Source organism: Microbacterium esteraromaticum, assembly GCF_017303215.1.
Lineage (GTDB): Bacteria > Actinomycetota > Actinomycetes > Actinomycetales > Microbacteriaceae > Microbacterium > Microbacterium esteraromaticum_C.
Genome location: NZ_JAEMWU010000001.1, coordinates 465,832 through 489,115, shown reverse-complemented (window position 1 = coordinate 489,115; position 23,284 = coordinate 465,832). Strand labels below are relative to the sequence as shown.

General features: G+C 69.6%; 22 protein-coding genes. 5 read left to right on the top strand and 17 right to left on the bottom strand.

Going from position 1 to position 23,284, the window contains the following annotated elements; all coding sequences use genetic code 11:
* Positions 1-3 precede the first annotated feature (3 nt).
* The 5 genes from JF543_RS02280 to JF543_RS02260 form a co-directional block, all read right to left on the bottom strand.
* The gene (locus JF543_RS02280; protein WP_206822611.1) at positions 4-870 is read right to left on the bottom strand and encodes a class II fructose-bisphosphate aldolase; all 867 of its coding nucleotides are present in this window, start codon (positions 868-870) and stop codon (positions 4-6) included.
* Complete coding sequence (locus JF543_RS02275) at positions 867-1,907, bottom strand: 1-phosphofructokinase family hexose kinase (RefSeq protein ID WP_179409481.1); 1,041 nt, start codon at positions 1,905-1,907, stop codon at positions 867-869. The genes JF543_RS02280 and JF543_RS02275 overlap by 4 nt, the downstream gene beginning before the upstream one ends.
* Complete coding sequence (locus tag JF543_RS02270) at positions 1,904-2,908, bottom strand: ROK family protein (protein ID WP_347401069.1); 1,005 nt, start codon at positions 2,906-2,908, stop codon at positions 1,904-1,906. The genes JF543_RS02275 and JF543_RS02270 overlap by 4 nt, the downstream gene beginning before the upstream one ends.
* Before the next feature lie 26 nt (positions 2,909-2,934).
* Complete coding sequence (locus JF543_RS02265) at positions 2,935-3,831, bottom strand: SIS domain-containing protein (RefSeq protein ID WP_206822610.1); 897 nt, start codon at positions 3,829-3,831, stop codon at positions 2,935-2,937.
* A gap of 106 nt (positions 3,832-3,937) precedes the next feature.
* Positions 3,938-5,092, bottom strand: a complete 1,155-nt coding sequence (locus tag JF543_RS02260) for an ROK family protein (protein ID WP_206822609.1) — start codon at positions 5,090-5,092, stop codon at positions 3,938-3,940.
* 128 nt (positions 5,093-5,220) lie between these two features.
* On the opposite strand from JF543_RS02260, the gene JF543_RS02255 reads away from it, so the two are divergent.
* On the top strand, positions 5,221-6,288 hold the full coding sequence (locus tag JF543_RS02255) for a winged helix-turn-helix transcriptional regulator (protein WP_206822608.1): 1,068 nt from the start codon (positions 5,221-5,223) through the stop codon (positions 6,286-6,288).
* Between the two features lie 30 nt (positions 6,289-6,318).
* Here the strand turns inward: JF543_RS02255 and JF543_RS02250 are convergent, their stop codons facing one another.
* Positions 6,319-6,633 (bottom strand): chorismate mutase, encoded by a 315-nt coding sequence (locus JF543_RS02250; protein WP_179409485.1) that lies wholly within the window; start codon positions 6,631-6,633, stop codon positions 6,319-6,321.
* A 131-nt stretch (positions 6,634-6,764) separates the two neighbouring features.
* Between JF543_RS02250 and JF543_RS02245 the strand changes: the two genes are divergently transcribed.
* On the top strand, positions 6,765-7,943 hold the full coding sequence (locus JF543_RS02245; protein WP_206821346.1) for an AI-2E family transporter: 1,179 nt from the start codon (positions 6,765-6,767) through the stop codon (positions 7,941-7,943).
* Between the two features lie 64 nt (positions 7,944-8,007).
* Here the strand turns inward: JF543_RS02245 and JF543_RS02240 are convergent, their stop codons facing one another.
* The 6 genes from JF543_RS02240 to JF543_RS02215 form a co-directional block, all read right to left on the bottom strand.
* The gene (locus tag JF543_RS02240; protein WP_206822607.1) at positions 8,008-8,925 is read right to left on the bottom strand and encodes an ABC transporter substrate-binding protein; all 918 of its coding nucleotides are present in this window, start codon (positions 8,923-8,925) and stop codon (positions 8,008-8,010) included.
* 56 nt (positions 8,926-8,981) lie between these two features.
* Positions 8,982-9,707, bottom strand: coding sequence for an ABC transporter permease (locus tag JF543_RS02235; RefSeq protein WP_206822606.1), 726 nt, complete (start codon positions 9,705-9,707; stop codon positions 8,982-8,984).
* On the bottom strand, positions 9,704-10,360 hold the full coding sequence (locus JF543_RS02230) for an ABC transporter permease (protein WP_179409489.1): 657 nt from the start codon (positions 10,358-10,360) through the stop codon (positions 9,704-9,706). The genes JF543_RS02235 and JF543_RS02230 overlap by 4 nt, the downstream gene beginning before the upstream one ends.
* Positions 10,357-11,199, bottom strand: coding sequence for an ABC transporter ATP-binding protein (locus tag JF543_RS02225; protein WP_179409490.1), 843 nt, complete (start codon positions 11,197-11,199; stop codon positions 10,357-10,359). The genes JF543_RS02230 and JF543_RS02225 overlap by 4 nt, the downstream gene beginning before the upstream one ends.
* A 140-nt stretch (positions 11,200-11,339) precedes the next feature.
* On the bottom strand, positions 11,340-12,746 hold the full coding sequence (locus tag JF543_RS02220) for a dihydrolipoyl dehydrogenase family protein (RefSeq protein ID WP_206822605.1): 1,407 nt from the start codon (positions 12,744-12,746) through the stop codon (positions 11,340-11,342).
* A 13-nt stretch (positions 12,747-12,759) separates the two neighbouring features.
* Positions 12,760-13,749, bottom strand: coding sequence for an FUSC family protein (locus tag JF543_RS02215; RefSeq protein WP_206822604.1), 990 nt, complete (start codon positions 13,747-13,749; stop codon positions 12,760-12,762).
* Positions 13,750-13,808: 59 nt separating this feature from the next.
* Here JF543_RS02215 and JF543_RS02210 point away from each other — a divergent pair, with 59 nt between their 5' ends.
* Complete coding sequence (locus JF543_RS02210) at positions 13,809-15,041, top strand: amidohydrolase (protein WP_431522677.1); 1,233 nt, start codon at positions 13,809-13,811, stop codon at positions 15,039-15,041.
* A 15-nt stretch (positions 15,042-15,056) separates the two neighbouring features.
* On the opposite strand, the gene JF543_RS02205 is transcribed toward JF543_RS02210, so the two are convergent.
* Positions 15,057-16,154 carry a lactonase family protein gene (locus JF543_RS02205; RefSeq protein WP_179409494.1) on the bottom strand — a complete coding sequence of 366 codons (1,098 nt, stop codon included), beginning with the start codon at positions 16,152-16,154 and terminating at the stop codon, positions 15,057-15,059.
* Between the two features lie 116 nt (positions 16,155-16,270).
* Entirely contained in the window at positions 16,271-17,557 is a 1,287-nt protein-coding gene (locus tag JF543_RS02200) for an adenylosuccinate synthase (protein ID WP_206822603.1), read from the bottom strand.
* A gap of 112 nt (positions 17,558-17,669) precedes the next feature.
* On the opposite strand from JF543_RS02200, the gene JF543_RS02195 reads away from it, so the two are divergent.
* Positions 17,670-18,404 (top strand): Pr6Pr family membrane protein, encoded by a 735-nt coding sequence (locus JF543_RS02195; protein ID WP_206822602.1) that lies wholly within the window; start codon positions 17,670-17,672, stop codon positions 18,402-18,404.
* Here the strand turns inward: JF543_RS02195 and JF543_RS02190 are convergent.
* The 3 genes from JF543_RS02190 to JF543_RS02180 all read right to left on the bottom strand — a co-directional run bounded on the left by JF543_RS02190 (position 18,365) and on the right by JF543_RS02180 (position 22,102).
* The gene (locus tag JF543_RS02190; RefSeq protein ID WP_179409497.1) at positions 18,365-19,735 is read right to left on the bottom strand and encodes an NAD(P)-binding domain-containing protein; all 1,371 of its coding nucleotides are present in this window, start codon (positions 19,733-19,735) and stop codon (positions 18,365-18,367) included. The genes JF543_RS02195 and JF543_RS02190 overlap by 40 nt on opposite strands.
* Before the next feature lie 178 nt (positions 19,736-19,913).
* Positions 19,914-20,909: a DUF2804 domain-containing protein gene (locus JF543_RS02185; RefSeq protein ID WP_179409498.1), complete on the bottom strand. Its 996-nt coding sequence runs from the start codon at positions 20,907-20,909 to the stop codon at positions 19,914-19,916.
* On the bottom strand, positions 20,909-22,102 hold the full coding sequence (locus JF543_RS02180; protein ID WP_206821354.1) for a cytochrome P450: 1,194 nt from the start codon (positions 22,100-22,102) through the stop codon (positions 20,909-20,911). The genes JF543_RS02185 and JF543_RS02180 overlap by 1 nt, the downstream gene beginning before the upstream one ends.
* A gap of 132 nt (positions 22,103-22,234) precedes the next feature.
* Between JF543_RS02180 and JF543_RS02175 the strand changes: the two genes are divergently transcribed.
* Positions 22,235-23,266, top strand: a complete 1,032-nt coding sequence (locus JF543_RS02175) for an AAA family ATPase (protein ID WP_242519373.1) — start codon at positions 22,235-22,237, stop codon at positions 23,264-23,266.
* Positions 23,267-23,284: the final 18 nt, after the last annotated feature.

Here is a 23,284-nt window from a genome sequence, read left to right as displayed (position 1 = left end):
GGCTCAGTCGGAGACCAGGGCGAACAGCCGCAGCATCCGCGCCGCTTCTTCGGCAACGGCCTCGCGTGCGGGCCGCAGGTACTTGCGCGAGTCTACGAGGTTCTCGTCAGCGGCGAGCGTCTCGCGCACCGCGCGCGTGAAGAACCCGTTGAGGTGGGTCGACACGTTGATCTTGGTCATACCGGCGTGCACGGCCTGCACGATCACGTCGTCCGAGACGCCCGATGAGCCGTGCAGCACCAGCGGCACGTCCGCACCGTCGCGGCCCGCGCCACGCAGGGCGGCGCGCAGCCGCCCGATCAGGTCGATGTCGAGCGCGGCTGAGCGGTCGAGCATGGCGTGCGACGAGCCGACCGCGACAGCCAGCGAGTCGACACCGGTCGCCCCGACGAAGGCACGTGCCTCGTCGGGGTCGGTGCGCACACCGGGGGCGTGGGCGCCGTCCTTGCCGCCGACCTCACCGAGTTCGGCCTCGATGTAGACGCCGGCGGCGCGGGCACGGGCGGCGACGTCGGCGGTGACGGCGACATTCTCGTCGTAGTCGAGCTTGCCGCCGTCGAACATGACCGATCCGAAGCCGAGTTCGATGGCTTCGTCGACGAGTTCGGGGCGCTCGGCATGGTCGAGGTGCACGGCGACGGGCGTCTCGGCGCGGCGGGCGATGGCGAGCGTGGCCCACCCGATCGGCTCAAGACCGCCGTGGTAGTCGGCACAGTTCTGCGAGATCTGCAGGATCACTGGCAGCGAGGCGCGCTCGGAGGCCGCCACCAGGGCTTCGGCAGTCTCGAGGTGGATGACGTTGAAGGCGCCGAGTCCGGTGCCGACGGCGGCGGATGCGCGCATGAGGTCGCGGGCTGAGACGAGGGTCATCGGGTCTCCTTCGGGGTGAGGATCAGGGCGCTCTCCAGCTCGGTCCACGTGGGGTGGATCTCTCCGGCGAGGGGCATGAGCACGGCGGCCGCCGACCACGCGGTCGCGCGACGCAGGATCTGCGCGGGGTCGTGGATGCCGGCATCCATCAGTACGGCGCACGCGGCGACGGCCGCGTCGCCGGCACCCGTCGGATTGCCGGCGAGAGCCGTGCCGAGGCGGGCGTGCAGAATGTCGACCGGCGGGTGCGCACGATACGTTCCGGGGGCCGAGACGCCAGATGTCGGACCGGATGCCGGGGATCGTCCGACATGTGGCGTGTCGGCCCCCCGTTCGTATGCGCCGGCCTCCGCCGCGGTGACCGCGAGCATCCCGTCGGCGCCGCGCGACAAAAGCACCAGCTCGGCGCCGCGGCGCAGCAGCTCTCGGGCGCCGTCGACCGGGTCGTCGAGGCCGGTCGCCTCAGCCAGCTCGTGCTCGTTCGGCTTGAGCACCGATGCACCGGCATCCGCCGCGGCGAGCAGCGACGGACCGGACGTGTCGACGATCACGGTCGCGCCGGCTGCTCGGCCGAGGCCGATCAGCGTGGGCAGCACGTCGTCGGGCGTCGCGGGCGGGAAGCTGCCCGAGATGACGAGTACGGCGGGACCGGCGGCGAGCGCCATCGCGACCTTGTCTCGCAGGGCGTCCCATTCGGCGGCGGTCGGCGCGATGCCGCGCTCGTTCACGATGGTCGTGTCACCGAGCGCCTCATCGACGAGGGCGATGCTGCGCCGGGTGGCGGCTGTCACCGGCACGAGCACGTGCGGCACGCCGGCCGCCTCAAGCTCCGCCGTGAACTCGGCCCCGGTTGCGCCTCCGGTGGTGGTGATCGCGAGCGCCGCGGCGCCCTGCGCGTGGGCGACGCGGGCGACGTTGAGGCCCTTGCCGCCGGCGCGCGCGGCACCGGCATCCGCACGGTGGGTGCCGCCGGCGACGATCTTCTCGACGTGCCAGGTGAGGTCGAGGGCGGGGTTCGCGGTGACGGTGACGATCATGCGGTGCTCCCGACGAGCTCGCGGGCGTGCAGGGCCGACCCGAGGATGCCGGCATTGCCAGACAGTTCGGCGGGCACGAGCTTCGGGATGCGGTGGAAGCTGAGCCGGTCGCGCAGGCGCAGGTTCAGCTGGTCGAACAGGGCGCCGCCGGCGCGCGAGAGTCCGCCGCCGATGACGACGGCCTCGGGGGCGATCACGGCGGTGAGCTGCGCGATCGAGAACGCCAGGGCGTCGAGCGCCTCGTTCCAGATCCGGTCGGCGGTCGCATCGCCGGCTGCGGCCAGCGCGATGACTTCCTTGGCCCCGCCGAGGTCGGTGCCCGAGGCCTCGGCGTAGCGGCGCGAGATGGCTCCGGCCGAGGCGATGGCTTCGAGGCATCCGCGCGCTCCGCACGGGCAGGGCCATTCGCCGATCGGCGAGTGCCCGATCTCACCGGCGTAGCCGCCTGCGGTGTGCGGGCGGCCGTCGATGAGGATGGCGCCGGCGATGCCGGTGCCGATGATCAGCACGACCGAGTTGCGGTACGAGCGGGCGCCACCGAGCACGTGCTCGGCCCAGCTGGCCGCGCGCACGTCGTGGTCGAACGCGACGGGCAGCCCGAAGCGCTCGGCGGCGAGGTCGCGGATCGGCGCGTCGCGCCATCCGAGGTTGCTGCTGAACACCCCGACGCCGGCCTGCTCGTCGACGATTCCGGGGACGACGAGGCCTACGGCCTGGGGCACGACGTCGGGGTGCTGTGCCCGCAGTTCATCGGCCAGCTCGGCGAGCCGGTCGATGAGGCGCTGAGGGGCGCCTGCGCCGCCCGCCGGGGTGGGCGTGCGGCGCAGGCCGAGAGCGGTCCCGTCGCCGTCGAACAGCGCCGACTTGATGTCGGTGCCGCCGACGTCGAATGCGAGGACGGGGGCGCCGTGTCCGATGGACGCGGCGCGCGCGAGCTTCTCTCCCGAGGCGTCGATGGGAACGTCCGGGATGCCGGTGGGGTCAGTGGCTGAGGTGCTCACGTGCTCTCTCGTCGGGTGGTCGGGGCTCAGTCGTCGAGGATGACCGAGCGGGTCAGGTTGCGGGGCTGGTCGGGGTCGAGGCCCTTGCCCACGGCGCGGTCGAGTGCGACGCGGTGCAGGCGCACCAGGTCGGCCATCGGGTCGACGGCGTGCTGCACGAAGCGGGCTCCGGTGGCTTCGACCTGTGCCTGCAGGCCGTCGGGGGCCGTGCCGAACTGCCAGGTGATGCGGCCGGGGGCGGCGATGGCGATGGGGCCGTGGCGGTACTCCATGGCCGAGTACGACTCGGTCCATGACTGCGACGACTCGCGCATCTTCAGTGCGGCTTCGTGGGCGAGGCCGATCGTCCACCCCAGGCCGAGGAAGCTGTACTGCTCTGCGGCGCCGAGCTCGGCGTCGTCGGTGCTGTCGAGCACGGCCTGCGCGTCGGCGATCACCGGGTCGAGGTCTTCACCGAGCGATGCGCGGAACAGTGCCAGCGCGGTGGTCGCGAAGCGGGTCTGCACGACCGACTGCTCGTCGGCGAACGGCATCGCGATGACGGTGTCGGCGAGGTCGACCAGGGGCGAGGTGTCGTCACCGACGACGGCGATGACGGGGGTCTTGCCCTTGACGCGCTCGGTCAGTTCGAGCACCTCGGTGGTGGTGCCCGAGCGGGTCAGCGCGACGATCGCGTCGTAGCCGCGATCGGCGGGGACCTCGGATGCCGTGAAGGCGTCGGATTCGCCGAGCCCGGCGTTCTCGCGCAGGGCGGCGTACGACTGCGCCATGAACCACGAGGTGCCGCAGCCGACGACGGCGATGCGAGCACCAGATGCCGGCAGCAGCGCCTGCGCGGTGCGCATGCCTGCTGCACGCGCCCAGGTCTCGGGCTGCGATGCGAGTTCTGCGCGCATGTGCGCGCCGGCGGTCGTGTCTGTCATATCTGACTCCTCGGCTCGGGCCACCCGACGCTCGTGGGTGTAAGTTTTTGATTGTTTGAGCGGCTTAACGCTCACAATACCTCAATGAACCGACGAGCGGGAGGGTTCACCGAGGTTCGGATGCCCTCAATTGCCCCGCGCACCACCGCACCCCCAACACCGAGCCGAGCGCCAACTGCGCCGCCCCCACGTGCCCGCCGACGCCCGAGGTCGCCACGCGTACCGGCACCGTGACAGCACCCGTCGGTGCGACGCCGGCCTGCGCCCGGACCTGCGCGAAGAAGCCCTCTCCGAGCCCCGCGATGGCGCCGCCGATCACAACCTCGGCCGGATCCAGCATCGCCGCGAGCATCGTGATCACCCGTCCCAGTGCGACCGCGCCCGCGGTGAGCCGCTCAGGATCAGCGGCCGCGACCAGCGCGTCGAAGGCGGCGGCATCCATCCCCTCGACGAATCCGTCACCCAACATCGCCGTCATCGAGGCGGCCGATTCCAGGCATCCGCGGCGCCCGCACTCGCAATCGTGGGCGTCGTCACCGAACACCACCGGCACATGCCCGATCTCACCGACCCGGGCGGACGGCCCCGGCGCCAGTTCACCGTCCAGCGTGATCGCGGCCCCGATGCCGATACCGAGATGCACGAACAGACGGCGTCCGGATGTGTCGGCGGCGACCGTCATCTCGGCGACGGCCTCGGCGTCGACGTCGTTGACCAGCAGGGTCGGCACGCCGAGCTCATCCGCGATCTGGGCTGCCAGGGGCACATCCACCCACCCGAGCTGCACACTCTGCAGCACGCGCTGACCGTCGGTGGCGCCGGGCAGCTGCACCGCGGCGGCGAGCAGACGCGAGGAGTAGCGTCGCCCGACGCGTGAGATCAACCCGCGAATCCGCTCATCGCGATCCACCGGAGTGAACGACTCACGCTCGTCGTGCACCACTGCGCCGTCGAGCGCGACCAGAGTGACCTGCACATCACTGAACCGGATGACCGTCACCAGAAGCAGGTGATGCGATCCATCAACGGCCAGCGTCGTCGCCCGCTTTCCACCGGTGCTCGCCGCGGGGCCGACTTCGACGACGAGCCGGCGCGTGATCAGCTCGGCGACCAGCGAAGACGCCGTCGCGGCCGTGAGCCCGGTCGCCCTGGCGATCCCCGCGCGGGTCTCGCGACCCGAGCCATCGAAGACCAGCTGCAGCGCGCGGCGCACATTGAGGCGCCGCACAAGGGCCTGACCGTCGAGGTCCACGTCGAGCATCCGCGGTCCTTTCTGCGATAGGGCGTCGAGAGGATCTTTGACATCCGTCGGCGCCGAGCATACGCTCGAACAGTAAGTTTAGTCATTGAACTAAGTAATCCCGGCGACACCCGACCCGAAGGAGCACGATGGCCGAGACCGTATCGCTCTCGGCGCGGGCCACCGCGCAGCAGCTTCCGGTGCACGGCACCCGGCGGCACAACCGCGCCGTCGTGCTGCAGACCCTGCTCCGCGAAGAGACCGCGAGCCGCGCCGACCTGGCGCGCATGACCGGCCTGGCGCGCCCGACCATCACCGAGGTGATCCGCGAACTGCTCGCCACGGGGATCGTGATCGAGACCGGGCAGAGCCAAGAGGTGCGCGTCGGCAAACCATCGGTGATGCTCGAGATCGACCGGCGGGCCGTGCAGTCGATCGCCATCGACCTCACCGGACGGAACTGGATCGTCGGAGCGGTCTGCGCGCCCGACGGCAGCGTCCTGCTGCGCAGCGAGGTCGCCCGCGATCCCGATGCCGACGTCGCCGCGTCCGTCGCCGCGATCGCGGCGCGACTCGTCAAGCAGTCCGACGCCGCGGTGCTCGGCATCGGACTGGGCATCGGACTCGACCAGCGGCATGAGATCACGGCATGCAACGCAGCCCTGGCCGCTCAGCCGGCCACCGCGTCGTTGACCGTGCACACCGGCCTCGAAGCCGACGTCGTCGCTCGCGCCGAAGCGGGGCACGGCACCGACGAGTTCCTGCTCGTGCGTCTCGGTGCGGTCACCAGCACCGCGATCATCACCGCGTACACCGCCGACGCCTCCACCGCCCGCGAGCTCGCCCACCTGGATGTCGGGGGCGACGCGGGTCGGGAGTGCGTCTGCGGCAGCCGCACGTGCGTGCACGTGTGGCTCGCCGTGCTCGCCGAGCGTTGTGAGAACGCTCCTGACGAGACAGCCCGAGATGCGGTGCGAGACGAAGCTGGCGCCCGGCTCGGAGCCCCGCTGGCCGCGATCGTCTCGGCCCTGGATCTGCCCCAGGTGGTGCTGAGCGGAGACACCGCATTGCTGGGCGAACGACTGTGTCACGCAGCCGAGACCGCGCTGATGTCGGCGCGCCTGCCGGGCGCGCACGTCGAGGTGCGCGGCAGCGAGGTGCGCGATGCGGTGCTGCACGGCGTCGCCGCGCAAGTGCTGGCCTACGAACTGGCCTGACCACGCCGAACGGTCAAGGCCTGCAGACGGTCAGCGCCCCTCGGCCGCCTCGGTGTGATGGCGGATGACCTCGGCGACGACGAAGTTGAACCACTTCTCGGCGAACTCGGGGTCGAGGTGCGCCTCTTCTGCCAGCGCACGCAGACGGGCGGTCTGCTGCTCCTCGCGCGCGGGGTCAGACGGCGGCATGCTGTGCGTCGCCTTGAGCGTGCCGACCTGCTGCGTGCAGCGAAAGCGCTCAGCGAGCATGAACACCAGTGCGGCGTCGATGTTGTCGATGCTGGCGCGCAGGCGCAGCAGCTCGGCAGCAGCCTGTTCGGCGACCTGGTCAGCGGCGTCAGACATGATCCTCCCGGTGTTCGCTCTCCCACGATAGCCAGCCGCCGAGCGCGATTCGCGCACGATGTCGAGAATTCTGCGCGCAGCGGGCGGGTATCGACGGTGCGCATACCGGGTCGCGCCCTAGAGTGTTCGTCATGAGCTCAGCAGAGAACACGGAGTCCGAGCCGGCGGCGACGCCGCCGAGCGATGTCGCGACCGCGCAGACGGACCGGAAGACGGATGCTGCGCGCCCAGGGGTCGACGCTCCGGCACCGAGCCGTTCGTTCTGGACCCGCATCGACAAGCCGTTCGTCTTCGGCTTTCTCGTCACGCTGGGCGGGCTGACCGCGTTCCTGCTCTCACTCACCCTGGCCAATCTGTCAACGGTGCTGATCTACGTCGCCTTCGCGCTGTTCGCGGCACTGGGCCTCGATCCGGCGGTGCGGTTCCTGGAACGCCGTGGGCTCTCGCGCGGTATCAGCGTGCTCATCGTGCTGCTGGGTCTGCTCGGCGTGCTCGCCCTCGTGCTGCTGATGATCATCCCGGTCGTGGTCGAGCAGATCGCGCAGTTCGTGCGGTCGGTGCCGGGCCTGATCTCGGATTTCATGCACAGTGACGTGTACGCCTGGCTGCAGGGGCAGTTCGGCGATCAGTTCGCGACGCTCGTGCAAGACCTCCAGAAGTTCCTCACCAGCGGCCAGACGTGGCAGGCGATCGGCGGCGGCGCGCTGCAGATCGGCACCTCGATCGCCACCGGCATCTCGGGCATCATCGTCGTACTCGTGCTGACCCTCTACTTCGTCGCGGGTCTGCCCTCGATCAAGACGTCGCTGCTGCGCCTGGCCCCGGCCCGCGACCGTGCTCGCGCCAGCGACCTCACCGACCAGATCACCGACTCGGTCGGCGGTTACGTGCAGGGCATGGTCGTGCTGGCCTTCATGAACGCCACTTTCGTGCTGATCATGTACCTGGTGCTCGGGCTGCCGTTCCCGCCGTTGATGGCCACCATCGCCTTCCTGATCACCCTGATCCCGCTGGTGGGTTCGGTGCTGTTCTGGGTGATCGGATCGTCGATCGCCCTGTTCTCAGACCCGTGGCAGGCGCTCATCTTCGCCATCGCGTACCTGATCTACATGCAGATCGAGGCGTACGTGCTCACCCCTCGCATCATGAACAAGGCCGTGTCGGTGCCGGGATCGCTGGTGGTCATCGGCGCTCTCGCAGGTGGCACGCTGCTGGGCCTGCTGGGTGCACTGGTCGCGGTGCCCGTGACCGCGTCGATCCTGATCATCATCAAGCAGGTCTGGATCCCGCGTCAGGACTCGCGCGTCTGATCTCTCGCACACGCAGAACGCCGGCTGAGGAATCGTTCCTCAGCCGGCGTTCTGCGTTTCGGGCTCAGATCAGCCCGGCCTCTTGCAGCCACTGCGTCGCGATCTCGGGCGACGACATCTGGTCGACGGTGCTCTGCACATTCAGCGCGACGAGGTCATCGGCCCCGAGCTCGGCGCTGACGGCGTTGATGACCTCGCTGATGGCGTCGGCGACGTCGGCCGAGGCGATCGGCACGACGTTGGAGGCCAGGATCATGCTCTCGGGGTCCTCGAGCGCCACGATGTCCTCGGTCTGGAACGCAGGGTCGGCGGTGTAGATATCGGCAACCTGGATCTCGCCCGCCAGCAGCGCATCGAGCGTGCCGGGGCCGGTCGCCGAGAACGTCACGTCGACACCGTAGACGTCCTTCGCCCCGGTGGGGCCGTAGGGTCGCTGCTCGAACTCGGGGGCCGCACCGATCGTGGCCGGCTCGCTGAGGTTCGCCAGGTCGGCGATCGTGGTGAGGTCGTTCTCCTCGGCGAACGAGGTCAGCACCGTGTACGTGTCCTGGTCGCTGGCCTCGGCGTAGTCGAGTGCCGTCAACCCCTCGGGCAGCGCCTGCTGCAGCGCGGCGTACACGTCTTCGGCGCTGGTGGCCGTCGCGCTGTCGTCGAGGTACTCCAGCAGGTTGCCGGTGTACTCGGGGAACAGCATGATCCGGCCCGACTCGATCTCGGGCATGTAGGCGTCGCGCTGACCGATGTTGAACTGGCGGTCGACGGCGAAGCCGGCATTCTCGAGCGCCTGCGCGTAGATCTCGGCGACGATCTCGTTCGAGTAGTAGGCCTGCGATCCGACGACGATCGTGTCGCCGTCGGCGCTGGTGTCGTCGGTGGGCTCGTCGAGCGGGTTGCCGCCCGTTCCACATCCGGTCAGCGCGATTCCAGCGATCAGGACGACCCCCGCGGCGAGTGCGGTGCGGGTCTTGCGAGAGGTGAACATTTCGGATGCCTTTCGGTTGGGGTCAGGCGGAGGAATGGTCGGCGGGGTCGGCGTTGTCAGGCCGGGGCGGATACTACGCGTCCGGCGCGCCGGGAAGCAGGCGCTCCGGACTGCTGCACGCGGACGCCGTGGGGCACGGCGGCGCGCTGGGCGACGGCGAGCAGCAGATCGGCGATCAGCGCGAGCGCGGCGACGAGGATCGCGCCGCCCAGCACCTGGTCGAAACGGCGCAGCGGGATGCCCTGGATGATGGGCCAGCCGAGACCGCCGAGGTTGACGTACGCGGCGATGGTGACGGTGGCGATGACCTGCAGCACGGCCGCGCGCAGACCGCCGACCAGGAGCGGCAGACCGAGCGGCAGCTCGACCTTCGTGAAGATCTGCCACTCGGTCATGCCCATGGCGCGGGCCGCGTCGATCTCCCGTCGGTCGATGGCCTCAAGGCCGGTGTAGGCGCCGGCCAGCAGCGACGGGATGGCCAGCAGCACGAAGGTGATGACGGCGGCGAGCGGAGTGCGCACGACGCCCAACACGAGCACCAGCAGCACCAGCAGACCGAATGAGGGCACGGCACGGGCGGCGCCCGAGATGGCCACGGCGACCTCGCGTCCCTTGCCGGTGTGGCCGATCAGCCAGCCGATCGGCAGGGCGATCGCGGCGGCGACAGCGACCGAGACGACGGTGTAGAACAGGTGCTGTCCGAGCAGGGTCTGCAGCGCGTACGGGCCCTGCAGTCGCTCGGGTGAGAACAGCCACGCGAAGGCATCGGCGAAGAGGTTCATGACGCACCTCCGACGGCCTGAACGGTTCTGGACCATGGCATGAGCACGCGTCCGAGCAGACGCAGCAGCAGGTCGACGAGCAGCGCGATGATCACCACGGCGACCACACCCGCGAGCACCTCAGCCACCAGGCGGCGCTGCTGCCCGTTGGTGAACAGGTAGCCCAGGTTGGTCACGCCGATCAGAATCCCCACGGTGGCCAACGAGATAGTCGACACTGCCGTCACCCGCAGCCCGGCGAGGATGACGGGACCCGCCAACGGCAGTTCCACACCCCAGAATCGGCGCGGCGCCGCGTATCCCATCGCGGTCGCCGACTGACGCACGCCCGGGTCGACCGAGTCGAGCCCGTCGGCCACGGCGCGCACAAGGATCGCGACGGCGTAGATCGTCAGCGCCGCGACGAGGTTGGCTTCACTGATGACCGAGTAGCCGAGCGCGGCGGGCATCAGGATCAGCAGGGCCAGCGACGGGATCGTGTAGAGCAGCCCGGTGAGCACGATGACCGGGCCGCGCACCAGCCGGAATCGCCAGGCCACCCAGCCGAGCGGAATCGAGAGCACCAGGCCGAGCACGATCGCGATCATGCTCTGGCGCAGATGCACCAGAGTCAGCTCGAAGATCAGCTCGAGGTTGTCGACGACCCAGCTCATGGCGACGCAGAGCTCGCATCCGCAGCATCCGCGAGCAGGCGTCCCTGGGTGCGCCCCTCGGAGTCGACGACGACAGCGCCGTGCGCGGTCTGCTTCACCCGCAGCGCGCGGCGGCCGCGCTCTGCCCCGATGAACGCCGCGACGAAGTCGTCGGCGGGGTTCTCGATGATCTCGCTGGGACTGCCGACCTGCACCACGCGCGCGCCCTTGTCGAGAATGACGACCTGGTCACCGAGCAGGAACGCCTCGTCGATGTCGTGCGTGACGAACACGACGGTCTTGTCGAGCTCGCTCTGCAGACGGATGAGCTCTTGCTGCAGATCCGCGCGCACAATCGGATCGACGGCCCCGAAGGGTTCGTCCATGAGCAGGATGTTCGGGTCGGCGGCAAGGCCGCGGGCCACGCCGACGCGTTGCTGCTGCCCGCCCGAGAGCTGGCTGGGGTAGCGATCGGCGAGAGCCTGATCGAGACCGACGGTGTCGAGCATGACGCGGGCGCGCTCGTGCGCCTGCCGACGCCCGGCACCGGTCAGGCGCAGCACCGTGGCGACGTTGTCGAGCACGGTGAAGTGCGGCATCAGGCCGGAGTTCTGCATGACGTAGCCGATGCTGCGGCGCAGCGCGACCGGATCGGCGCCGAGCACGCTTTCGCCGTCGATCTGCACATCGCCCGTCGTGGGCTCGACCATGCGGTTGATCATGCGCAGCAGGGTGGTCTTGCCGCACCCCGACGAACCGACGAACACGGTCGTCTTTCGCGAGGGCAGCAGCAGGCTGAAGTCATCGACGGCACGGGTGCCGTCGGGAAAGGTCTTGGTGACGGAGCGGAACTCGATCATCGTGCGGTGCCGCCTACCGGCGGGATCCTTCGGGTCGTGCCTTCATGGGGTCGTGCCTCCTCGATCGCCTCTCGAGCGTAGGGGACACCGCCGACGTCAGGGGCGGATCTCAGGCGATTCGCCGTATTCACGCGCCGCTTTCAGGCCGATGATCGCCCGTAGGCCTCCAGCAGGCGCAGCCAGATCTCCCCCATCGTCGGGTACGCGGGTACGGCGTGCCACAGCCTGCTGATCGGCACGTCACCGGTCACGGCGATCGTCGCCGCCGGCAGCATCTCAGCCACGTCGTCGCCCACGAACGTGACGCCCAGCACGACGTCCCGCTCGGTGTCGACGATCATGCGGGCCAGACCCGCATAGCCGTCGGCGTGCAGTGCGGCGCCGGCCACGGCGCCGAGGTCCTGATCGACGACGTCGATGCGATAGCCGGCCGCGCGGGCGGCATCCGCGGTCATCCCGACCGATGCGACCTCAGGGCGCGAGAAGACCACGTGCGGCACGGCGGAGTGATCGGCCGATGCCACGTGCCGACCCCACGGCTGATCGGCCACGACCTCGCCGCGCGAGCGGGCGACGATCACGTCGCCCGCGGCGCGGGCCTGGTACTTGCCCTGGTGGGTGAGCATCGCGCGGGCATTGATGTCGCCGACGGCGTACAGCCAGTCGGTTCCGGGCACCAGCATCGTGTCGTCGACGGGCACCGCCGCACCGGCTTCGAGCCCCACGATCTCGACGCCGATGTCGGTGCTGCGGGGCCGTCGCCCGGTGGCGACGAGCACTTCGGCGGCGGTGATCTGCTCGCCGCCGGCCGTGACGCGCACCTGTGCTCCCTTGCGACGCACCTCGGTGGTCTCGGTGTTCAGACGCACCTCGACGCCCACCTCGCGCAGACCCGTGGCCACCCGCTCACCGGCGAACGGCTCCATGCCGCCGAGCAGCCCGGTGCGTGCCAGCAGCGTCACCCGCGATCCGAGTCCGGCGAATGCCGTCGCCATCTCGACGGCCACCACTCCACCGCCGATGATCGCCAGCGACTCGGGCACCTCCTGCGCGCTCGTGGCCTCACGGCTCGTCCAGGGCTCCGCCTCGGCGAGACCCGGGATGCCGGGGATCACAGCCTCGGAGCCGGTGGCGATCGCCACCGCGTGGCGAGCGCGCAGCATCCGCTCTCCGTCGTCGGTGACGACGGTCACCTCGCGCTCAGCGCTGAGCCGACCCCGACCGCGGACGAGGTCGATGCCGGAGTCGTGCAACCAGTCGACCTGTCCGGCATCCGACCAGTGCGCCGCGAACGCGTCTCGGCGGGCCAGCACCTCACGGGGGTCGAGCGAGGCGCCGGAGACACCGCGCACCCGCTCGGCGGCGTGCGCCGCGTGGATCGGGCGCAGCAGCGCCTTCGAGGGCATGCACGCCCAGTACGAGCATTCGCCGCCCACCAACTCGTTCTCGACGATCACGGCGGTGAGCCCGCCCTGCACGGCGCGATCGGCGATGTTCTCCCCGACGGGTCCCCCGCCCAGCACGATCAGGTCGTATTCGTCGGTCATGGTGGCCTCCGCTCTAGGGGTTATCGGTGTCGCGTGCCGACGCACCGCCCACCGCCCTCGAGAGCCGGTGCGCCAGCCAGGTGCACCACACTGCCACGATCGCCGAACCGAGAACAGCCTCGATCCGGCCCAGACCGAGTGCGAGGGCCGACTGGTCCGTGCTGCTCAGCAGCAGCACGGCTGGGGTGAGAAAGACGACGAACATCGTGTAATCGCCGACGAGCTGGTACGTCACGCACAGCAGCACCGCAACAACCGCGATGATCAGCGGCAACGGTGACGGCAGCAGCGACGCGAGCGTGCCCGCGACGGTACCGATCAGCGTGCCGATCACGCGGTCCCGTGCCCGACCACCGCGGTGCGGGCCGCCAACCGCGACGATCATGCAGAACGACAGCAGCGCCCAGTTGACGTACGCGAAGTCCAACCAGGTCGAGACCAGCACGGTCGTGACCGCGCCCACGGCGAGCACGACACCGTCGACCAGGCGCTCCGCGGCCGGCACGGGTTGCGCCGAAGCAGGACGCGTCGGCACCAGCAGCGCGGCCAGCAGCATGAGCGCGGCACCGATCGACGCGCCGATGGCCACCTCGCCCAGGGTCGTCCCGGTGCCCGCCAGTCCCGCGAAGACGACCAGGTTCACCGGCGAGCGCGTCACCACGGCGACATCCCCGATGCGGTACAGCGCCTGTGCGAGGCACACGACGACCAGCGCGACAAGGGTCGCCCACAGCCCCAGTGATCCGATCAGATGCCCGACAACCGCGATCAGCACCGCCCACGCGGCAGCGAGAACGCGGACACCGCGGCTGCCCGACCGTGCGGGCGAGAGCAGCAGCATCATCGTCAGATACGCCGCCGAGGCCACCCGGGCATCGAACACCGCCGAGATCGCCCACAGCGCCGCGGCGGCGAGCGCGACCAGCACCGCAGCCTGCGGCAACACGCGCAACGGCGGCACGAGCGACAAACGCGCGCCTGTCGTGGTCGTCGTCCGATCCATGGTGTGGGGCACGCTCCGATAGGTTTGAGGATCACCCTAGCCGCCCCCGGGAGGACACTGTGGAGAACGCCCTGCTCGAAGACCTCGCCGCCGTGTACCGCGACCTGCACGCGCATCCCGAGCTGAGCTTCGCCGAGACCCGCACGGCCGGCATCGTCGCCGAGCGCCTGCGCGCGCTGGGCTTCGCGGTGACCGAGCAGGTCGGGCGCACGGGCGTCGTCGGAGTGCTGCAGCGCGGCACCGGAGCGACGGTGCTGCTGCGCGCCGACATGGATGCCCTGCCCGTGGCCGAGCAGACCGGCCTGCCCTACGCCAGTACCGTCACCGCCCTGCGCGACGGCAAGGACGTGCCGGTCATGCACGCCTGCGGGCACGACATGCACGTCACCGCGCTGCTGGGCGCCCTGACAACCCTGGCCACGCAGGACGACTGGTCGGGCCGGATCATCGCCGTCTTCCAGCCCGCCGAAGAACAGGGCGCCGGCGCCAGGGCGATGGTCGACGACGGCCTGTACGACCGGTTCGGCACCCCCGACGTGGTGCTCGGTCAGCACGTCGCACCTCTGCCCGCCGGGGCGATCGGGCTGCGCCCCGGAGCCTCGTTCGCGGCATCCGACGCCCTGCGCATCACCCTCTACGGGCGGGGCGGCCACGGTTCCCGGCCCGAGGCCACGATCGATCCGGTCGTCCTCGCCGCATCGGTCGTGCTGCGCCTGCAGACCATCGTCTCGCGCGAGGTCCCCGGCACCGAGACCGCCGTGCTGACGATCGGCTCGATCCACGCGGGCGACGCCGCCAACATCATCCCCGACTCCGCAGAGCTGCAGGTCAGCATCCGCACTTTCGACACCGCCGTGCGTCGCCGCGTGCTCGACGCGGTGGAGCGCATCGTGCGCGGCGAGGCGATCACTGCCGGCGCCGACCGTGCGCCACTGATCGAGGCGATGCACTCGTTCCCCGCCGTGGTGAACGACCCCACCGCCGTCGAACGGGTGCGCGGCGCGCTGGCCTCGGATCTCGCCGGCGTCATGGTCGTCGACCCCGGCGTGGTCACCGGCAGCGAGGACGTCGGCATCCTGGCCGCTGAGGCCGGGGCCCCCTGCGTGTACTGGTTGCTCGGCGGGGCCGACCCGGCCGAGTTCGCCGGCCGAACCACGGTCGCCGAACTGGCCGCACGGGTCATCGAACTGCCCTCGAACCACTCCCCGCTCTACGCGCCTGTGATCATGCCGACGCTCGCGGTGGGCGTGCGCGCACTCACCGCTGCGGCACGGAACTGGCTCACCGTCTGAGCATCGACCCCGCGCTCAGCGCGCGGGCAGCACGTGCGACGGAGTGGGTGCGGCCGTGACGTGACGCACGTCGCGCGGTGCGCCGGTGCGCTCGTCGAGATCGACGACGCTGATCGTGTTCGACCGCTGCCCCGATACGAGCAGCGTGCCGTCGTACACGAGGTGGTGACGCGGCCAGTCCACCCCCGATTCGGCGAGCGCGAGCGGTTCGAGTGACTCGCCGCCGCCGCGCACGCGCAGCGCGGCGAGCGTGTTGCTGCCGCGCAGGGCCGTGTAGAGCGTGTGTCCGTCGCGCGAGGCGGCGAGTTCGGCGGGAAAGTCGAAACCCGGCTGCGCGATCGGTGACGCCGTGGTGGCCGAGACCAGCCCCCACGTCCCGGCCCGATCGGATGCCAGCGTGAACACCTCACACGAGTACTCGGTCACCACGTGCAGGTGCCCACTGGGATGCATCACCATGTGCCGGGGGCCGGTGCCGCGAGGCAGCACGACCTCGTGGTCGAGGTCGAGCGCACCCGAGGTGGCCCGCCAGATCCGCACCAGGTCGAACCCGAGGTCGGTGGTGGCGATGCGCCCGTCGGGCAAGAAGACCGCCGCGTGCGCGTGCGATCTGCGGGGGTCTTCCCCCGCCGGAAGGGGATGGGGGTCGGATGCCGCATGTCGGCGCTCCGCCGTGGGCTCGTCGCCGCCGAAGAGGGCGGCGCGCAGCGCGGCGGCCTTATCGGTCACCGGTTCGACGAGTCGGCCATCGTCGGCGAGGCCGAAGCTGATGACGCGCCCGTCGCCGTAGCAGCTGGCGATCAGCATCCGCCCTCCGGGTGACACCGCGAGGTGGCACACGCCCTCCCCTGCCGCGACGGGCGGGGCGAGCGGACGCAGGGTCGTCTCGCCGTCGCGGGCGAACGCCTGTACCTGACCGGCGCCCTCCAGCGCGGCGTAGACGACGTCGAGAGTCGGGTGCGCGACGAGCCACGAGGGTGAGGCGGCCGGGGCCGCCGTGCCGCGGTGCCGCAACGTCGATGGCCCGCGTCCTTCGTCGACCGACAGGATCCCGATCCCGTCGCCGTCGCCGTCCATGTCGGGCCCGTAGCCCCCCGTCCAGAACCGCGTCATGCTCTCCCCTGTCTCCCCGGCACTGCGCCCTGCACCCTGCACCCGTCTGTTCGCCACAAACCCGCGGAATCCGGGTGCGATAGCGCGGGTTTGTGCCGAATAGACGGAGGATGCGGTCAGTCGACGAGGTCGTGACGGACGATGACCTGGTCGCGTGCCGGGCCGACGCCGATGACCGAGATGCGCGTGTTGCTCATGGCCTCCAGCGCGAGCACGTAGTCCTGCGCGTTCTGCGGCAGATCCTCGAACGTGCGAGCCGTCGAGATGTCTTCCTTCCACCCGGGGAAGCTCTGGTAGACCGGCTTCGCGTGGTGGAAGTCGGTCTGGTTCACCGGCACGTCATCGAAGCGCACGCCGTCGACGTCGTAGGCCACGCACACCGGGATCTCATCCAGGCCGGTGAGCACGTCGAGCTTGGTGAGCACGATGTCGGTGATGCCGTTCACGCGCGTGGCGTAGCGGGTGATCGGCGCGTCGTACCAGCCGGTACGGCGCTCACGACCCGTGGTCGTGCCGAACTCGCCGCCGGTCTGGCGCAGCCACTCGCCCATCTCATCGTCGAGCTCGGTCGGGAACGGGCCCGAGCCGACGCGCGTCGTGTACGCCTTGACGATGCCGACGATGCGGTCGAGACGGCCGGGGCCGACGCCCGAGCCCGTCGCCGCGCCACCGGCCGTGGCCGACGACGACGTGACGAACGGGTAGGTGCCGTGGTCGACGTCGAGCATGGTGGCCTGGCCGGCCTCGAACACGACGACCTCGCCTCGCTCCAGCGCCTCGTCGAGCAGGTGGCCGGTGTCGGCGACCATCGGGCGCAGCCGCTCGGTGTACGACAGCAGGTCGTCGACGATCTCGTCGACCGTGATCGAACGACGGTTGAAGACCTTCACCAGCAGGTGGTTCTTCTGGTCGAGGGCGCCCTCGACCTTCTGACGCAGGATGTTCTCGTCGAACAGGTCCTGCACGCGGATGCCGACGCGGTTGATCTTGTCGGCATAGGCCGGCCCGATACCGCGGCCCGTGGTGCCGATGCGGCGCTGGCCGAGGAAGCGCTCGGTGACCTTGTCGAGCGTGCGGTGGTACGCCGTGATGATGTGCGCGTTGGCGCTGACCCGCAGGCGCGAGGTGTCGACTCCGCGCGCGTTGAGCGCGTCGAGCTCTTCGAAGAGCACCTCAAGGTCGACGACGACGCCGTTGCCGATGACCGGGTTGACCCCGGGGCTGAGGATGCCGGAGGGCAGAAGGTGCAGGGCGTACTTCTCGTCGCCGATGACGACGGTGTGTCCGGCGTTGTTACCGCCGTTGAACTTGACGACCCAGTCGGTGCGCTCTCCGAGCAGGTCTGTCGCCTTGCCCTTGCCCTCATCGCCCCACTGGACGCCGACGATCACGATTCCTGGCATGGGTGTACCCCCTGGTACTGCACGCTGTTCGCCGGGTTTGCACCGGCAGATGAGCTGGCCCGAACGGGCGAGACCATCCTAGCGAAGCCCACGGGATCGCTAGAGTTCACCCATGACGACCTGGTGGCCCTTCGCCCGACTAGCGGCAGCACTGCTCGGTATCGCGGCGATCGTGGCGCAGCTCTCGCTGACGTTGCAGATCGCGCTGGAGGCCACGACACCGTGGGGCGGTCACCTGCCCACGGTCGCGGTGAACTTCTTCAGCTTCTTCACGATTCTCTCGAATGTCTCGGCTGCGATCGCCCTGATCATCGCGGCGGCGTGGGCACTGGGGCAGAGGGATCCGGCGCGTCCGGAGCCGCGCTGGCTGTCGTTACTGCTGGTGTGCGTCAGCACATACATGATCGTGACCGGCGTGGTCTACAACCTGCTGCTGCGCGGCATCGAACTGCCGCAGGGTGTGACGGTGCCGTGGTCGAACGAGGTGCTGCACGTCGTGTTCCCGTTGTTCCTGCTGCTCGACGTGCTCGTCGCGCCGCGCCGGCGGGCGCTGCCGTGGTCGACCGTCCTGGTGGTCGCCGTGTTCCCTGTCGTGTGGGTCGCCTACACGCTGATCCGCGCGAACCTGGTCATCGCTCCCGCGACGGGCGCACCCTGGTGGTACCCGTACCCGTTCCTCGACCCGCACCTGCAGGGCGGATACGGCGGCGTGCTGGTCTACGTCATCGGCATCGCCGTCGCGATCATCCTCATCGCGACGGTCGTGGTGTGGATCGGGCGGCGCCGCGGCACCGCCCGATCCGAGGTTCACGCGACCAGCGACTCCGCCGGCGTCTCGTCGAGGTAGCGCTCGAGCGAGTCGTCGAGCTCCTGCAGCCACGGCGTGTGGTGCACGACGGCGATCGTGCCGGTCATCACCGACTGGTACACCCGATCGCGGTAGCCCATGATGTCGTTCTTCTTGTCGCGCTTCCACTCCAGGAAGATCTCGACGACCCGGTCGATGTCGAACTCGGGATAGTCGGTCTGCTGCAGCAGATCGCGGATGTAGTCGGCCTGGAAGCGGATCTCATCGGCCGCCGAGCCGATCGCCTCGAACCGGGCACGCCATTCGGCGATCGATGCGGCGCGCTCGTCGGCCGCGGGCAGCTCCTGGCGCCCCAGGATGACGTCGCGCACGTACCAGGCCTGCGCGTCGAACATGTTGAACGTGAACCACTGGTCCTGCGCTCCGAGGTACGCGAGCCGCGGGTTGCCCTGCCAGATCACGCCGCGGTACAGACCATCGGGGTAGACGTTGTTCGGCGACGCCAGTGCGAGGTCGTCGGGCAGGAACGGGTACTTGTGCAGGTATCCGGTGCACAGGATCACCGCGTCGATGCGCTTGGACGATCCATCAGCGAAGTGCACGATGTTGCCCTCGAAGCGCTCGACGACCGGGCGCTCCTCGAAGCCATCCGGCCAGTCGTAGCCCATCGGTGCCGAGCGGAAGCTCGCGGTCACCGACCGGGCGCCCATCTTGAACGCCTGGCTTCCGATGTCTTCAGCCGAGTAGCTGCCGCCGATGACCAGCACGTCCTGGTCGGCGAAGCCCTCCGCGCCGCGGAAGTCGTGCGCGTGGCTGATGTACCCGGGGAACGTCTCGATACCCGGGAACTCGGGCACGTTCGGGAAGGAGAAGTGGCCGCTGGCCACGATCACCCGGTCGAACTCCTCGGTCGTGGACGTGCCGCTGGGCAGGTCCTCGCTGGTGAGCGTGAAGATCTCGCGCTCGGCGTCGTAGTCGACCCAGCGCACGACGGTCTGGAAACGGATCTGATCGCGCACGTCGGTCTTCTCGAGGCGTCCGGCGATGTAGTCCCACAGCACGGGACGCGGCGGGTACGACGAGATGGGACGACCGAAGTGCTCGTCGAAGGAGTAATCGGCGAACTCCAGTGCTTCCTTGGGGCCGTTCGACCACAGGTTTCGGTACATGCTGGAGTGCACGGGCTCGCCGAACTCGTCCAGTCCGGTGCGCCAGGTGAAGTTCCACTGCCCACCCCAGTCGGCCTGCTTCTCGAAGCACACCACTTCGGGGACTTCAGCCCCCGCACGTGCTGCGGACTCGAAGGCCCGCAACTGCGCCATGCCCGAAGGCCCGGCGCCGATGATTGCTACTCGTTCTCTGCTGGTCACGTATGCATCCTCTGATTCGGTTATGTATGGGTCGCACCCGCATCCGTCACAGGGACAGGGCTTCCCGACGGGAGCGGTGTGGCTCAACCATCCAGGGATGCGGCTGCCCTTTCGACGTTAGCAGGGTCGGTGACGGGCCCTCTGTGCGGGCGCACCCGGGGCATCCGTTTCTTCCCTCTCACCAGCGGTTGTGCACCTCTTCGGCCCAGCCGAAGATGCCGTCGAAGGCGATCTGCTCGCCGTCCGCGGTCGAGAATACGCCCGACCAATCCCCGAAGCACTGGTCGGTCGACCCGGCGACGACGCCGAGGTTGGTGCGCGTCACTTTGTCATAGACGGGGGTGAAGGTGGCATCCAATCCCCCGCCGGTGACCCGCCATGGTGTGCGCCACTGCGCCAGGTCGTACTGCCAGTCCAGTTCGGCGCTGATCTTGTGCAGATGCCCATCGACGACGAACGCGTTCTCGGTCGATCCGGTGCCCGCCGTCCATCTGCCGCCGACCTGCACGCCGATCGTGTGGCCGCCGGATCGGCCCGACCCGGCGCCCCAGTTCCAGCGGATATCGTACGGCCAGCGTCCGCGACCGTGATCGAGAACCGCCCACGACTCCCCCGCGGGGAGCGCGTGGGCGACGCCGTCGAGCGTGAGGATGCCGGATGCCGGCCGCGCGACGTCTTTGACCGTGTACTGGAACCGCGTGCTGCTCCACGGCACGACGACAGCCAGGCGCTCATGGCCGGCCGGTAGCTCCGCGATCACATCGACGGTGACGCCGGGCATCCGTGCGCGCAGGCGGGTGCCTTCGGGCAGTTCGTCGATGTCGATCTCGAAGTCCTTCGCCCTGGCGCGGCTGGGACCGGCTTCGGCCCGCGCGGGCAGCACGACCCCGCGGGCGGGGATGAGTGTCGGTGTGCCGTGCCAGGTGCGTTCGGTCGCGCGATCCAGCACCCACAGCTCGAGCACGGCGGCGTAATCGATCGATGACACGGTCATGCCGACAACATGGGTGGGGGTGGTGATGCCCCAATACTCCCAGCGCTTGTTGCGGCCGCGCCCACGCCCGATCCCCGTCGTGTCGACCAGCGGCGAGCGCGCCCAGCCGACGGCATCCGGATTCAGTCTTCCGTTCGGCAGCGTGAGCGAGACGTCGGTGGTGAGTTCTCGTTCGCTCATCACGAGGCGGTGAACCGGATCGGGAACCGCACGGGACCGGTGTTGCCCGATACCGGAAGCCAATCGCCGGGGCCGTCGGGCACGGCGTCGGGCATGCGTTGGGCGAGCAACGGCAGGGCGACCGACATGTCGGTGCGGGCGACGAAGTGCCCGAGACAGTGGTGGATGCCGCCGCCGAAGCCCGAATGCAGCGGGCGATCCGTGACGCTGATGTCGAAGCCGGGCGCGTCGCCCATCCGTGCGGGATCGGTGCCGATCGCATGGGAGAGCACCTGCACGATGCCGCCCTTGGGCACGTGCAGTCCATTCAGATCGACGTCCTCGATCGCTTCGCGGGTGACCCAGGTGACCGTGGGGTTGACGCGCATGACCTCTTCGACGGCCGCGGCGCCCAGCTCGGGGCGCTCCGCGAGCAGCTTCCACTGCTCGGGGTGGGCCAGGAGGGTCTGCAGGGCGAGGCCGAGCTGATTGCGGGTGGTCTCCATCCCTGCGAACGCCAGGAACACCAGCGCGACACTGAGCTCGCGGCGATCGAGTGCGTCGCCATCCTCGTGCGCCTGCACCAGTGTGGTCACCAGATCTTCGCGGGGCGTGCGCATGCGGTCCTCGATCACCTCCTCGATGTATCCGGTGAGGCCTTCGAGTGCCGCCTCGATGCGCGGCAGGTCGTGGCGGACGTTGATGCCGAAGGATTTTCCGAGGTCGTCGGCCCAGCGGGCCACCTGCGGCCACTGGTCGTCGGGCAGGCCGAGTAGGTAGCAGAGGATGCGAGACGCGTACGGTTCGGCGAACTCCGAGACGAACTCGACGCGACCGCGCGAGGCGAACGCGTCGATGAGTTCGCCCGCGAGCGCCTGGAATCGTGGGCGCATCGCCTCGATCGTCTTGTTGCGGAACGCCGGTCCCAGCAGGCGGCGCATGCGCAGATGGTCGGCACCCTCGATGCTGAGCAGGGTCTCGGCCCACCACTGCTGCCACGGCCCCTCATGGATGCCGTTCTGCGCGGGCCATCGGGCGTTGCCCTGCTGGAACCGCTTGTCCTTGAGCAGCGCTGTGCCCTCGTCGTACCGCAGCACCGCCCAGCCGTACGGGGTCTCGGTGTACCACCCGGTGTCTCGGGCGTCGTGGACGACCTCGGAGGTCACGTCGAAGGAGGGGTCGGCGAGATCGAGGAACGGCACTGTTCGGCTCATAGCCGGAGCCTAGCCCGCTTCGCAGGTCATGCCATCACTCGGCCCGCTCAGCTGCGGGCGGATTACCCTGTACGGGTGACAGACATGCCAGGGTCCTCTCCGCTCACGCCGCCGCCCCCGCCGCCTCCGGCGATGGGGGCCGCTCCCCCGGCATCCGCGCCGGCCGACGGCACCGCCGCGGCACTGACCGCCGATGACCTCGGCCGGGCGCAGCGCACGCTGCGGATCATCAGCGATTCGTACGCGACGAAGATGGTGGGGCAGGAGCGGCTGCGCACCAGCCTGCTGGTGGCGCTGGTGGCGGGCGGGCACATCCTGCTCGAGTCGGTGCCGGGGCTCGCCAAGACCACCGCGGCGAGCACTCTCGCCGACACCGTGAAGGCGCGCTTCAAGCGCATCCAGTGCACTCCCGACCTGCTGCCCAGCGACATCACCGGCAGCCAGATCTACGACGCGGCCACCGGAACGTTCCGTACGGTGCTCGGACCGGTGCACGCGAACTTCGTGTTGCTCGACGAGATCAACCGTTCGAGCGCCAAGACCCAGTCGGCGATGCTTGAGGCGATGCAGGAGCGCCAGACCACCATCGGTGGCGAGGTGCATCACCTGCCCAAGCCATTCCTCGTGATCGCCACGCAGAACCCCATCGAGCAGGAGGGCACGTACGAACTGCCCGAGGCGCAGATGGACCGGTTCTTGCTCAAGGAGATCGTGGAGTACCCGAGTCCCGCCGAGGAGTTCGAGATCCTCGGCCGCATCGACTCGGGCGTGCTTGACCCGGATCGGCATGTTCCCGGCGCCGTCAGCCTCGACGATGTGCACGAGCTGCAGCAGATCGCCTCGCGTGTGTACGTGGACCCGGCGATCCGCAATTACATCGTGCAGCTGGCCTATGTCACCCGCAATCCCGCGCCCTACATCGGCGACGAGCGGGAGCGCTTCATCAAGTACGGCGCCAGCCCCCGCGCGAGCATCGCGTTCCTGCAGGCCTCGCGCGCCCTGGCACTGCTGAACGGCCGCACACATGTGCTGCCCGAGGACGTGCGTGCCCTGCGTCACCTCGTGCTGCGCCACCGGGTGCTGCTCACCTTCGAAGCCCACGCCGAGGGCATCCGCAGCGAAGAGATCATCGATCAGATCTTCGCGGCCGTACCCACCCCCTGACCCGCCCGATGCCCAGCC

Bases quoted from the DNA above. Each gene is read 5' to 3' on its own strand.
- JF543_RS02280 (WP_206822611.1), bottom strand. From the start codon at position 870: ATGACCCTCGTCTCAGCCCGCGACCTCATGCGCGCATCCGCCGCCGTC.
- JF543_RS02275 (WP_179409481.1), bottom strand. From the start codon at position 1,907: ATGATCGTCACCGTCACCGCGAACCCCGCCCTCGACCTCACCTGGCAC.
- JF543_RS02265 (WP_206822610.1), bottom strand. From the start codon at position 3,831: ATGACAGACACGACCGCCGGCGCGCACATGCGCGCAGAACTCGCATCG.
- JF543_RS02260 (WP_206822609.1), bottom strand. From the start codon at position 5,092: ATGCTCGACGTGGACCTCGACGGTCAGGCCCTTGTGCGGCGCCTCAAT.
- JF543_RS02255 (WP_206822608.1), top strand. From the start codon at position 5,221: ATGGCCGAGACCGTATCGCTCTCGGCGCGGGCCACCGCGCAGCAGCTT.
- JF543_RS02250 (WP_179409485.1), bottom strand. From the start codon at position 6,633: ATGTCTGACGCCGCTGACCAGGTCGCCGAACAGGCTGCTGCCGAGCTG.
- JF543_RS02245 (WP_206821346.1), top strand. From the start codon at position 6,765: ATGAGCTCAGCAGAGAACACGGAGTCCGAGCCGGCGGCGACGCCGCCG.
- JF543_RS02240 (WP_206822607.1), bottom strand. From the start codon at position 8,925: ATGTTCACCTCTCGCAAGACCCGCACCGCACTCGCCGCGGGGGTCGTC.
- JF543_RS02235 (WP_206822606.1), bottom strand. From the start codon at position 9,707: ATGAACCTCTTCGCCGATGCCTTCGCGTGGCTGTTCTCACCCGAGCGA.
- JF543_RS02230 (WP_179409489.1), bottom strand. From the start codon at position 10,360: ATGAGCTGGGTCGTCGACAACCTCGAGCTGATCTTCGAGCTGACTCTG.
- JF543_RS02225 (WP_179409490.1), bottom strand. From the start codon at position 11,199: ATGATCGAGTTCCGCTCCGTCACCAAGACCTTTCCCGACGGCACCCGT.
- JF543_RS02220 (WP_206822605.1), bottom strand. From the start codon at position 12,746: ATGACCGACGAATACGACCTGATCGTGCTGGGCGGGGGACCCGTCGGG.
- JF543_RS02215 (WP_206822604.1), bottom strand. From the start codon at position 13,749: ATGGATCGGACGACGACCACGACAGGCGCGCGTTTGTCGCTCGTGCCG.
- JF543_RS02205 (WP_179409494.1), bottom strand. From the start codon at position 16,154: ATGACGCGGTTCTGGACGGGGGGCTACGGGCCCGACATGGACGGCGAC.
- JF543_RS02200 (WP_206822603.1), bottom strand. From the start codon at position 17,557: ATGCCAGGAATCGTGATCGTCGGCGTCCAGTGGGGCGATGAGGGCAAG.
- JF543_RS02195 (WP_206822602.1), top strand. From the start codon at position 17,670: ATGACGACCTGGTGGCCCTTCGCCCGACTAGCGGCAGCACTGCTCGGT.
- JF543_RS02185 (WP_179409498.1), bottom strand. From the start codon at position 20,909: ATGAGCGAACGAGAACTCACCACCGACGTCTCGCTCACGCTGCCGAAC.
- JF543_RS02180 (WP_206821354.1), bottom strand. From the start codon at position 22,102: ATGAGCCGAACAGTGCCGTTCCTCGATCTCGCCGACCCCTCCTTCGAC.
- JF543_RS02175 (WP_242519373.1), top strand. From the start codon at position 22,235: ATGGGGGCCGCTCCCCCGGCATCCGCGCCGGCCGACGGCACCGCCGCG.